The 10886-nt window shown below is 41.3% G+C and carries 13 protein-coding genes; all 13 read right to left on the reverse strand.

What is annotated here, in order from left to right:
* Positions 1–87: 87 nt before the first annotated feature.
* Positions 88–639 carry a 2-oxoacid:ferredoxin oxidoreductase subunit gamma family protein gene (locus AC220I_RS12550; protein WP_486724185.1) on the reverse strand — a complete coding sequence of 184 codons (552 nt, stop codon included), beginning with the start codon at positions 637–639 and terminating at the stop codon, positions 88–90.
* Positions 640–649: 10 nt separating this feature from the next.
* On the reverse strand, positions 650–1387 hold the full coding sequence (locus AC220I_RS12555; protein ID WP_486724186.1) for a thiamine pyrophosphate-dependent enzyme: 738 nt from the start codon (positions 1385–1387) through the stop codon (positions 650–652).
* A gap of 5 nt (positions 1388–1392) precedes the next feature.
* Positions 1393–2469: a 3-methyl-2-oxobutanoate dehydrogenase subunit VorB gene (gene vorB, locus AC220I_RS12560; protein ID WP_486724187.1), complete on the reverse strand. Its 1077-nt coding sequence runs from the start codon at positions 2467–2469 to the stop codon at positions 1393–1395.
* 10 nt (positions 2470–2479) lie between these two features.
* Positions 2480–2683: a 4Fe-4S dicluster domain-containing protein gene (locus AC220I_RS12565; RefSeq protein WP_486724188.1), complete on the reverse strand. Its 204-nt coding sequence runs from the start codon at positions 2681–2683 to the stop codon at positions 2480–2482.
* A 52-nt stretch (positions 2684–2735) separates the two neighbouring features.
* Positions 2736–3419, reverse strand: coding sequence for a hypothetical protein (locus tag AC220I_RS12570; protein WP_486724197.1), 684 nt, complete (start codon positions 3417–3419; stop codon positions 2736–2738).
* 64 nt (positions 3420–3483) lie between these two features.
* Entirely contained in the window at positions 3484–4386 is a 903-nt protein-coding gene (locus AC220I_RS12575) for a bifunctional enoyl-CoA hydratase/phosphate acetyltransferase (protein WP_486724189.1), read from the reverse strand.
* A 117-nt stretch (positions 4387–4503) separates the two neighbouring features.
* On the reverse strand, positions 4504–5325 hold the full coding sequence (locus tag AC220I_RS12580; protein ID WP_486724190.1) for a methyl-accepting chemotaxis protein: 822 nt from the start codon (positions 5323–5325) through the stop codon (positions 4504–4506).
* Between the two features lie 77 nt (positions 5326–5402).
* Positions 5403–6023 carry a hypothetical protein gene (locus AC220I_RS12585; RefSeq protein WP_486724191.1) on the reverse strand — a complete coding sequence of 207 codons (621 nt, stop codon included), beginning with the start codon at positions 6021–6023 and terminating at the stop codon, positions 5403–5405.
* Between the two features lie 85 nt (positions 6024–6108).
* Positions 6109–6939 carry an acetyl-CoA hydrolase gene (locus AC220I_RS12590; protein ID WP_486724192.1) on the reverse strand — a complete coding sequence of 277 codons (831 nt, stop codon included), beginning with the start codon at positions 6937–6939 and terminating at the stop codon, positions 6109–6111.
* Between the two features lie 119 nt (positions 6940–7058).
* Positions 7059–8123 (reverse strand): butyrate kinase, encoded by a 1065-nt coding sequence (buk, locus tag AC220I_RS12595; protein ID WP_486724193.1) that lies wholly within the window; start codon positions 8121–8123, stop codon positions 7059–7061.
* Positions 8123–8773 (reverse strand): hypothetical protein, encoded by a 651-nt coding sequence (locus tag AC220I_RS12600; RefSeq protein WP_486724194.1) that lies wholly within the window; start codon positions 8771–8773, stop codon positions 8123–8125. Before AC220I_RS12600 ends, buk begins: the two co-directional genes overlap by 1 nt.
* Positions 8774–8818: 45 nt before the next feature.
* A complete protein-coding gene (locus tag AC220I_RS12605; RefSeq protein WP_486724195.1) occupies positions 8819–9772 on the reverse strand; it encodes a flavodoxin family protein in 954 nt (317 codons plus the stop codon).
* Between the two features lie 288 nt (positions 9773–10060).
* On the reverse strand, positions 10061–10886 hold an 826-nt coding region (locus AC220I_RS12610; protein ID WP_486724196.1), incomplete at its 5' end, for a sigma 54-interacting transcriptional regulator.

A 10886-nucleotide genomic window follows, 5' to 3' on the forward strand; every position in this document is an offset into this window, starting at 1 on the left:
GATTATTTTTCTTAAGCGCGTCCATCTTGAGCATATAGGTCGAGAATGCTCATGAAAGAAATTTTTCTTCTGTCGATGCGCCCCTTATTAACACCTCTTTTGAGACCTTCCAATCTCGAGACCTCTCTCAAAGGCTTGCTTGTTCAAGGGGAGTAGTGATGCTTTACTTGCGAGTTTTTTCTCTACGGTGTTCCATACGATTTCAGGTTCAACAACACCTGTATAGCCAATATAGACACCGAGCATAATGATGTTGAGCACCTTGGCATTTCCCATTTCAAGTGCCATCTCAGTTGCAGGCACTTTTACCAAAGAAATATCATTTCTCCCCACATTTTCGCTGACGATTGAGCTGTTGATGAACAAGTTCCCGCCTGGCTTCAATTGGTTTAAAAATTTATCCAGTGAAGGCCCATTCATCACGATGAGGTCATCCATTATGTCCATTAAAGGTGCACCGATGAAATCATCCGAAATAACGACAAAGCAGTTTGCAGTCCCGCCACGTTGTTCGGCTCCATAGGATGGGAAGAACGTAACATTTTTATCAGTTGAATCGCAAGTCGCCTGAGCCAGGAATTTTCCAAGCGTCATGACCCCTTGACCGCCGAAGCCGGCAACGCATAAATTTGTTTCCATATCAGTCCTCCTATTTATCTCTATAAACCCCGAGTGGATATTGAGGAATCATTTTTTCTTCAATAAACTCGAGTGATTTTAAGGGATCTACCCCCCAGTTGGTTGGACAGTTTGAGACAATCTCTATCAATGAAAAGCCTTTGCCATCCAATTGATTTTGAAACGCCTTTTGAATTGCCTTCTTTGTCTTAATAACGTTTTGCGGCGTATTGCAGCTTGTTCTTTCAATATAAACCGGTGCAGTCAATTTATTAATGACTTCACACATATCCATTGGATAGCCATGATCCTCGGCTTGTCTTCCCTTTGGCGCTGTTGAAGCTTTCATGCCCATAAGCGTCGTTGGTGACATTTGACCACCTGTCATACCATAGATCCCGTTGTTGACGTGGATGATGGTGATGTTTTCACCGCGGTTTGCTGCAGATATAGATTCCGCAAGCCCGATCGATGCAAAGTCGCCATCCCCTTGGTAGGTGTAAACCAAGGTATCCTTGTTGCTTCTCTTGAGCCCGGATGCCACTGCTGCTGCACGACCGTGTGGCGAGGTGATATTGTCATAAGCCATATAGTTCATGCTAAGGCCACAGCAGCCTATACCAAGGACACAAGCCGTTTTATCTACGATATTCATCTCTTCTAATACTTCACCGATTAATTTTATTACGGTGCTGTGAAAACAACCTGGGCAGAAGCCCGAAACCTTGTCTTCCTGAATCGTTTTTGTTCTAGCATACATCTGCTTCATCTCTATCACTCCTTCTCAAATCCCTTGACCGTTTCGATGATCAAGTCGCGTGTCATGATGTTTCCGCCGGAACGTAAGCAAGTCTTAACCGGAATGCGTTCCTTGACGACTGCCTCTACATCGTGAATCATTTGTGCAGGAATTGACATTTCAACGTCAAGAATGTATCTTACCTGCTTTGAGTCGAGTGCTTCAAACGCCTTGCTCGGGAACGGATGCACCGTAATAGGTCTGATAAGTCCGGCCTTGATGCCATCTCTTCTAAGATGGTCAACTGCTGATTTAGCAATACGTGCAGAAATTCCATAAGCTGTCAGGACGAGATCAGCATCCTCTACAAGATAGGTCTCTGCCATTGCATCCTTTTCCCATGACTTATAAAGGGCCTCTGCTTCCTTGTTGACACGCTCCATTTCAGAGGTTTGCCATTGCCCTGGCTCAATCCATGCTCTCTCTTCATCCAGTGAGTGTCCTACACATGCCCAAGAGCGTTTGTTCCCTTTGATCGCAGCAATTTCATCTTCTGGCATGAGGTCTGGCAGTACGACCGGCTCCATCATAGCGCCAATAACGCCATCTGATAAGATTAATACAGGATTTCTATCCCTGTCAGCATACTCAAATGCTTTATAAGTTAAATCAACTGCTTCCTGCACAGATGCAGGTGCAAGTACCATCATTTCAAAGCCACCGTTTCCAGACGCCTTCGTCGCTTGAAGATAATCCATCTGTGCCGGTTGAATTGATCCAACACCAGGGCCCCCTCTTGAGATATTAGCATAGACCATTGGAATTCTTGCAGAAGCACAGTATGAGATGCCTTCACTTTTAAGCGCGATTCCAGGGCTTGATGATGAAGTCATTGACCTTGTACCGCCTGCAGCAGCACCATAGACCATACTGACAGCTGCGACTTCTGATTCCGCTTGAAGGAATGCGCCGCCAACCTCAGGCAATCTTCTTGCAAAATACTCAGGGATTTCATTTTGCGGTGTTATTGGATAACCAGCAAAAAATCTGCAGCCTGCTCTTACTGCAGCTTCTGCAATGGCTTCACAGCCTTTCATAAATATTCTTGACATTGTCTTCCTCCTATTTATAGATTTCGATTGCGCCATCTGGACAGATTCTTGCACACATTAGACATGCAATACAATCCTCCATTTTGGTAGGTTCAACATACTCATAGCCTTTAGTATTTACATTCGAACCTATTTCAAGGACTTGCTTGGGACAGAACTTCACACAATAGCCACAGCTTTTGCAGCGTTCTGAAATAATTTTTACGACAGCCATTTCTTACTCCTTTCACCCTAATGTCATGGGCAGTTTATTTTTTAGTTCATTGCTAATTAAGCCATGGATAAGTCAGATACAAATGCAGGGACATAAGCTCAACATCCACTAATTTACAAGCCTCTTTAAAAAGAGTTTCGCTTACGCAAGTAAAATCAATTGACTTATATGGCGATACCATGTCGGCCATTTTCTTATAGCCTTCCATAAAATCGTCCAGAGTGGTTGAGATACCAAGATTGGGATTGTTAATCAGCCTAACCTTATCCAGTTGCACCCTTGATGCTCCAAGCACAGCTGCTAGGGTCTTATCAACCTGGTCAATATCTGTAGACCAGGGTCTAAAGGCATTTAGAACATAATAGGAAATAGTATGATCCTTATTAAGCTCTAGCGCATATCCACCAACTGATTTTGCACCGATGTCATCACCACCGACATCCATCACAACGAAGCAGGTGTCATCTCTTAGCAATTTACTAACGCCTCCTACCATTGTCGGTGCATCCATAAATTGTTCCTCAAAGTGGAATATGATACCTGCCTTCTCCAGTTCAGAAACTGCTTCTCTTGATCTGAACAAGGGCTTGGTCATATCCATGTCAAAGAAGTGCACCGGTTTATTGCCAACCTTGCTTAAGAGCATTGCATAATTCAAAGCGATTTCACTTTTTCCACTTCCTGCCTCACCCAGAAATACAAAATTAGTCTTTTTTTGTTCAATCAAAACTTTCACACCTTCCAATTTAATCTCCAATCTTAGCTATACTGATTTAAAATGGTCTTGATTCTAAGCTCGTCTATTTCACCGCAAGCGCTGATAATACAATTGACAGATACTTTTCTTCAGCACTAGACCCCCTCGAGGTCAGAACAATAGGCACTTTAGCACCTACGACAATTCCCGCCATTTTAGCTTCAGCGCTGTAGACTAATGATTTTCCTAAAATGTTACCTACCGTGATATTGGGTACAACTAAAATATCCGTATCCCCTGTGACTTCACTTTTATAGCCTTTAATTTCCGCAGACTCAGGGCTAATCATCAAATCATAGGATATTGGCCCTTCAACGATACAATCTGCAATTTCACCATTTTGATTCATCTTCTTGAGCAAATCTGCATCCACAGATTCCGGCATCTTAGGGTTGACCACTTCAACCGCAGCAAGTACAGCAACCTTGGGTCTTTCATAGCCTAAATTTCTAAACACACCTACTGCATTCTCAATAATAAACTTCTTTTCCTCTAGGTTTGGATACATCATCATGCCTCCGTCCGACATTGCCAGGAGCTTGGGATAGTTGGACAGTTCATGGAAGACCAAATGTGAAATAAGGCTCCCAGTTCTGAGGCCATGTTCTCTATTCACCACAGCTCTCAATAAATCAGCCGTCTGAACTTTACCCTTCATGATAAAGTCAATTTTACCTTCATGAACGAGGCGTACTGCCGCTTCTGCAGACTCAGAGTCACCCTCTGTGGAAATGATGAAGTCATCCGCAAGTTCTTCACCAAGCTTATTTAAAATAGCCTTAATTTTCTCTTGGTCTCCGATAAGTATCGGCTCAACCAGTTGATCCTTTCGAGCTTTAAAAACGGCTTCCAGCGTATGTTCATCTTGAGCTGCAACAACGCCTACTCTCTTTTTTACAGGTGCACTTTTTACGCGTTGTATCATCTCATCAAAGGTTCTTATCATCTAATTTCATCCTTTCTATTTACTTCTACTCAGTTCTTATTATTTTAACTTCGCTCATCAAATCTCTTTATCTATCAAATCTCTTTATCCATCAAATCTCTTTTTCCATCAAATCGTCTATCTCAATTTTGCATCATCACTCAGACGCTCAGAATCTAAGGCGACATCTTTTATCGTCCTTGCGACACTGGTTACCGATTCGAGCTGTATCTTAGAGATCTGACTCATCCTTTCAATCTGATCGATCATATGAGAGACATTGTGATTGGTCTCATTTAAATACTCCGAAATTTCCTTAGATGCTTTGCCGCTCATAAGTGCCAGCTTCCTCATTTCATCTGCAACGATCATAAAACCACGTCCCTGTTCGCCTGCTCTTGAAGCCTCAATTGCAGCATTTAGCCCGAGAAGATTTGATCTCTTAGAAATGTTTTCGATGAGCTTAATGGTTTCACTGCTCTCTCCAATTGCTCTTTCTGCATTCATGGATATTTCGCCCATTAGCTTAAGACTATCTGAAAAGGTCAATGCTTGTTTCGAAATCTCTTGAATTTGACCATTGGCATTCTCCAGATCAGTCTTTAGAGAATGAGATGTTTTTTCAATTCGATTTTGAAGCTTTGTACTCTTGCTGATGCCGCAGGTTCCAACAATGCTCCCTTTTTCGTCAAAAACAGGAACGATAACCAACTTGAGGTCTTTCCCATGGACTTCCTGCGTTAAGTATTGCGTCATTGTCTTACCCGCCTCTAGGACAGCCTGTGTACCCTTGCGCGCTGCCTCTGATAATGGACCGACCTGCAAAGGGGATTTGCCTTCTCCTCTTTCTACAACGAATAAACATTCCTCCGCACTAGTCACAGTAATAGCATAATCACCATCTAGAATCCCTTCTACAATCGGGATATTCTCGATAACAGATTTTAGTCTCTCGTTCAAGTCTGCCTCCAAATTCGTATTTAGAAAAATATTGTCTGTTTATACATTCACATAAACAGACAATACAATAAAACATCCTATTTGATAAATTTATACTTTAATGTGCTGCCCTTACCTTCTACTGAAAGATCAGCATAAGGATTATAATCCGTATTTTCGACCACTTTGAACAAACTGTACATTTGAGGTAAGAAGTTTGCCCAGTTGCCCACCTCCTCTTCACAATGTGCTGCCCAAACAAGGCCATCTTCTTGTGTCTCTTTTTTCTTAGTGCCGATTGCCGAAGACTTGCCCACGACACCGTAATCTGTTTTTTCCCATTGATGAATTCTATAGCCCATTGGCTCAGGGTTGACAAGACATTGTTCACCGAGACCTAATCCTGCTACGATGACACAATGTTCATAAATCACGTATTCCTTTACCCAATCTGGTACATCTTCAAGTGCTTCAAATCGAATATAAAGGTTTTGTCTGCTACCGTCATTCCATGTTTGAGGTGCAATATGAATTGATCCCACCGGATTACCATGAACGGGTGCTTTTTCCCATATCAATGGCTCATGTTGGCTTGGATGCCAAAGTAAAAAGCTCTTCTCCATGTTGCTCCAAAACCAGTCGATCATTCTCGGTGTAATATTCTCATGTTCCCAGTCTATATGGGTAGCCTTGCCATCATAACTTACAATTGCTTTCATTTTTCACTCCTATAATTTCAACTAATATCTCTTATTTTTCAATTTTAAAATATAACGATCTTGATTTTAATTTAACTGCCACAGCCTATCTTGTTGTAATATAGCCTTGCCATTGTGCCAAGTGGTCAGAATCCGGTCTATCCATAATGAAGATCCCAGTAATATCCTTATAGGCTTCAAAGAATGGAAACTTGTCTACCTTGCTCCATGCTGGCTTTGTGAATTTATGACCATTTTTAACCATGGCATTGTGCCAAGCATTGCTGTCGTCAAACCAAAGCTCGACCACGCGGTCAAATGGGTTGATTCTCGGTTCATCCATCACGCGGCTTGACATGAATCTAATGACTTCAGGTGTTTCAATAGCTTCCTTTGCAAAGATTTCATGGAACCATTTCTCACCTTCTTCTACACTCACGCCCTCTGGATACGAGAGGAAAAACAACCATCTGAAGTTTGCACCGTCATCTGTAAGACGCTCGCTGCCCTTTAAATCATCTTCCCAGAAAATTGGTGCAAAACAGAACACGATTGGGTGGTAACCATCTGCAGAACCCTGCCATCCCGATTGTCTTAGGGTATCACTCGGCGGCTGACAAGTGATTTCCATAAAGTCATCAGGATATGCTTCCGAAAAAGCAAGCCCTCTCGAATGGCCTTTGCCCTTTTGGAAGATGTTAAAGTTCCAGTAATGTTCAGTCATAATCCAGTTATAAGTCCCAAACTGCTCTGCGCCTTCTGCCAGTGGTAAGGCATGATAGGTCGCATATTTTGTACAGTATGGACGAAATTGAGAAATACTCTCAGGTACATGTTGCTTATATAACCATCTAAAGGCCCTTGGTCTATCGTTGTCCGATCTGACATTGTTTAGAATAAAACTTCTCATCGGTTTAAATTCAGGTACATAGCTCATATTATTTCCTCACTCTTCTTAACTTGTTTAACTCGGTTGGTTAACTCGGTTGTTTAACGCTTTGTTAAACTTGATTTCTTAACTGCTATTTTTTATTTAGAAAATACATCCACTGAAGATTACACTTCGACGTATTCATGTGCTACTTCATCACCTTTTAAGACGCGATATGCGCCATTTGCAAGGGCGTCCATTTCATTTTCACCAGGGATGATCACAACATTTCCGATAAAAGAAACGCGCTCTTTAATCATGTCTGTTAAATATTCAGAATATGCAATACCACCTGTTAAAATAATGGCATCGACTTTACCCTTTAATACGGTTGCCATTTCACCAATGCCCTTAGACACTTGGTATGCCATGGCTTCAAAGACCAGCCTTGCATCAGGATCACCTGCTTGAGCCCTTTCGGCAACACTCTTTGCATCTGTTGTCCCAAGGTAGGCCATAATACCACCCTTGCCTCTCATGCTCTTTTTGATTTCACTCTTTGTGTACTTGCCACTGAAACACAATTCAATCAAATCATTACAAGGCACTCGACCAGCTCTTTCTGGCGAAAATGGGCCTTCATCATCTGCAAGGATGTCCACCATTTGGCCCATAGTATGTGCATTGACCGAAATGCCACCACCTAAATGTGCGATGATCAAGTTGAGCTTGGCATAGGTTGTTCCCATACGACTTGCGTATTCATGCGCCATGGCACGAGAGTTAAGGGTGTGACTAAAGCTCTTTCTCGGCACAAGCGGCGATCCTGAAAGTCTCGCAACATCTGTGAGTTCATCTACAGCCACTGAATCGTAAATCAGGGCATCTATCCCTAGTGGATTAGCGATTTTATAAGCGATTATAGCTGCGAGATTAGACGCATGCTCCGGAATCGTATCGCTCTTTAATCTATCCATCATGGTTTTGTTGACTTTATAAGCGCCTGATTTTACAGGTGGTAAAAGACCGCCCCTTCCGACCACAGCCGAAAGACCACTCATATCAAAACCCTTCTCCATAAGACATTTCTCAACGAGGTTATGTCTAAAGTCGAGCTGTTCAATCACATTGCCAAACACGCTGAGCGTTTCAGCCGAATGTACTAAATTTTCAACAAATAAAAGTGCATTTTCCTCATAAACCGCTATTTTAGTAGAGGTTGACCCCGTATTGATGGCTAAAATCGTCATTATGCCACCGCCTTTCTTCTCTTAGCTGAAGCTAATAATAAACCAAGTGCAATGGATAGGAAAGCTGCTGCTAAAATTCTATATGCTTCAGGTAGCAAAAATGTGATGGTATGGGCTGGAATCCAGAAAAAAGGAACAGTCTTGCCAACCACAAAGGTTACAAAATTGACCATGTCAATTCTTTTAATAACACTAATAATATCTATTTGCTCTGCTTTCTCACCCTTCATATCAAGGTAAGTGTCTGTAATACGGTGTGCAAACATAAAAGTTGGTGCGAATAAACAGTTCATAAAGGTTGCCACAAAGAAGGCGAACGCAAGCGGTACGCCTTCAAATGGCAGAATGTGAATCTCTTGAAGCTTTAAAATGCCTGCTGAAAAAATGGTAAAAACACATGTGATCAGCATGCCGATAAGGCCCCAAATAATGGCTCTCACAACAAAGTAAGGTGGCTTTTCCCAATCTCCTTTTGAAACTCTAATTGCCAAAAGTTCTCCCATGGAAGCTAATATAGCAAATTTTAAGAATCCTCCTGTTAACTTATATGTTGATGTAAAACTAATAAAAATATCTCTTGTTGCTGGATTAATTAAAACGATACAAAATGCTATAAATATCGCACTCCAGATAAAATCACCTTTCTTCATTGCTTGTCTCCTATACTTATTTTAAATATTTAATGTTATATTCTATTACGGACGTGATGGCTCGATAAAGGCCTTATACTTCTCTAACTTTTCAGGTAATTGGTGCATATTCGCATGTGGAACGAGTGAAACCTCTTTAAGCTCTTTTGCATGGTGGAACTTACCAGAGAGCTTAACATGTGATAGTGCCGCTTGTTCCTCAGTCACTGTAAATGAAGCCTCGCTGCCATTAACCGTTAAAGTCCCTTTAACGCCGCAGATGCTACAAACTGCAGGATTTACTTTATCCACGTTATTGATTTCAAATAATTTTGAGTGACAGATTGGGCAGACGCCTTTGTCACCAATATAGGTTGCTTCTTCAAGTGGCTTTTTAAGAGATTCTACTAAATGTGTTCCAGATTTATTTGCTCTTTCAAGCCAATTGTCATGAAGTGCTACAACACCTGGTAAAGCGATCCAGTTCACGAGCATTTTATCCACTACTTCATATTGCATGGATAAAACTGATAAATGCATCATTGGGAGTGCCAAAGTATCCCATTCACTACCACCCACTGCAATAAGTGATGCTGCTTTTGGCTTGAAAGAACGTGGGTCTGGTCCTTTACCAGTTGTGATGTTTTTTGCTTCTCTCGTTTGCTTTGCAATTAATCTAAAGGCCATATCGTGAGAAGGACCAAGTCTATCGTTTAAAATTTTTAATTGGCCAGGTGCTGTTTTTTCATAAATCGGCGCACCTAAAATTAAACCGTCACACTCTAATAATTTTTCATCGATGAATTCAAAATCATCCTTTAAGACACATCTGCCTGAACCTGACTTTTCAAGAAGATCAATAACACATGCATTACAGCCCGTACATGGTTTGAGATTTAAGTCTTGTAAGCGTACAAATTCAACCTCAGCGCCTTGCGCCTTTGCACCCATCAATGCTTCCTTGACTAAAATCTCAGTATTGCTCATTCTTCTTCCACAGCTAACACCCAAAATTTTCATAAATCTTCCTCCTAAAATAATTTATAATTAGAGCCCTTTTCTAAGGCTTAATCAACACTTGTCTACCGTCTTCAGGGCTGCCGTCTTCTTGCTTAATATTTCACAATAAACACGATACCTCATACGTACGCTGAATTATAAAGCAAACCTCATGCCAACTTTCTTAGAAACTATTTTAAGCGCTATGCAATAAGATATTTACACAGTTCTTCTTGTTATGCCTTATCAAAATCGTTAATGGACTCATGGACTTATTCAAATTCTCTACAAAAAAAAGAATAGCCTATGCTATTCTAAAAGTTGATATTGTTTAATTTTTCGCATCATGGTCGATCGTGAAATGGCTAGAGCGGATGCCGCTAAACTCTTATTGCCATCATAGGCATTAAGGGCTTGCATTATAGCTTCTATCTCTAGTTCCTCCAGTGTCTTCAGTGCTTTCTTTTCTTTAATGATTGATTGAGATGATTTAAGTGAATCCATCTGATGCGTCATATCATTATGCACATTTAAACTGTGGATTTGCGTCTCCACTTCAGCTGCAGAGATCACTTCGCCTGTGTTTAAAACACTGAATCGATTGATTAGATTACGCAATTGTCTCACATTTCCGGGCCATGAATACTGCATCATCAAATCTATAGAGGCACTGGAAAATGTTAAACCTAAGTTGTTTCGCTTAATAAAATAATCGATAAGCATAGGCAAATCTGATAAACGCTCCCTCAATGACGGCACTTTGATTTCAAGGGTATTTAAGCGATAGTAGAGATCTTCTCTGAATTGCTTCTCATGGCTCATGGCAAGGAGGTTGCGGTTCGTTGCCGCAATGACCCTAGCATTCGTCGGTATGAGACGGTTACCCCCAACACGTTCAAATTCCTTCTCTTCAAGGACCCTTAGCAGTTTCGTCTGCATCTGAAAGCTCATGTCTCCAATTTCATCAAGAAGAATTGAGCCGCCATTTGCCACTTCAAACTTTCCTTTTTTTGAAGATGATGCACCTGTAAAAGCACCCTTTTCATAACCAAAAAGCTCTGATTCCAAGAGTTCACTAGGTATGGCACTACAATTAATCTTAACAAAGGGATTGCTCAGCGTCGAATTGTTGAAA

It is taken from the genome of Fusibacter sp. (genome assembly GCF_057447755.1).

Coding starts and splice junctions, on each gene's coding strand:
- AC220I_RS12550 (WP_486724185.1), bottom strand. CDS start 639: ATGGAAACAAATTTATGCGTTGCCGGCTTCGGCGGTCAAGGGGTCATG.
- AC220I_RS12605 (WP_486724195.1), bottom strand. CDS start 9,772: ATGAAAATTTTGGGTGTTAGCTGTGGAAGAAGAATGAGCAATACTGAG.
- buk (WP_486724193.1), bottom strand. CDS start 8,123: ATGACGATTTTAGCCATCAATACGGGGTCAACCTCTACTAAAATAGCG.
- AC220I_RS12585 (WP_486724191.1), bottom strand. CDS start 6,023: ATGAAAGCAATTGTAAGTTATGATGGCAAGGCTACCCATATAGACTGG.
- AC220I_RS12575 (WP_486724189.1), bottom strand. CDS start 4,386: ATGATAAGAACCTTTGATGAGATGATACAACGCGTAAAAAGTGCACCT.
- AC220I_RS12555 (WP_486724186.1), bottom strand. CDS start 1,387: ATGAAGCAGATGTATGCTAGAACAAAAACGATTCAGGAAGACAAGGTT.
- vorB (WP_486724187.1), bottom strand. CDS start 2,469: ATGTCAAGAATATTTATGAAAGGCTGTGAAGCCATTGCAGAAGCTGCA.
- AC220I_RS12565 (WP_486724188.1), bottom strand. CDS start 2,683: ATGGCTGTCGTAAAAATTATTTCAGAACGCTGCAAAAGCTGTGGCTAT.
- AC220I_RS12600 (WP_486724194.1), bottom strand. CDS start 8,773: ATGAAGAAAGGTGATTTTATCTGGAGTGCGATATTTATAGCATTTTGT.
- AC220I_RS12590 (WP_486724192.1), bottom strand. CDS start 6,939: ATGAGCTATGTACCTGAATTTAAACCGATGAGAAGTTTTATTCTAAAC.